1 pseudogene is annotated in these 463 nt (G+C 72.1%); it reads right to left on the reverse strand.

Features of this window, described 5'->3' with window-relative positions:
• Positions 1 to 12: 12 nt before the first annotated feature.
• Positions 13 to 463: pseudogene (locus tag GSF22_RS34155) on the reverse strand (hypothetical protein); the annotation flags it as partial.

Consider the following 463-nt stretch of genomic DNA (forward strand, 5'->3'; position numbering starts at 1 on the left):
CACCCCCACCCGTCACCCCGCGTCGCGCAACTCCGCCAACCGCGCCTCGATCTCCGCCAACTCCGCCCGCAACCGCTCCGCCTGCTGCTCCACCTCCGCCCGCTCCGCAGCCAGAATCTGCTCCACCGCCTCCTGCACCCCCGGCACGTCGATCAACGCCACCATCTTCAACGCCTCCACCGGCCGGATCACATACGGCTTCGCCAACGCCTTCGCACCCTGCTGCGCCGCCACCGTCCACTCACCCTCGGCATACGCCAACGTCACCGTCAACCCCGCCGGCCCCTTCGGCTTCACCGCCTTCACCGCCGCCCGACGCGCCGGCTTCGCCTCCGCCACCGCAGCCTCACCACCCGACACCCTCGACTCCTCCCGCGCCACCGGCACCGGCCGACGCTCCACCAGAAACTCCGGCTCCGCCACCACCGGCTCCACCGGCGCCTCCACCTTCACCAGCTCCACC

It is taken from the genome of Micromonospora echinofusca, from assembly GCF_017614955.1.
GTDB classification, from domain to species: Bacteria; Actinomycetota; Actinomycetes; order Mycobacteriales; family Micromonosporaceae; genus Micromonospora; species Micromonospora echinofusca_A.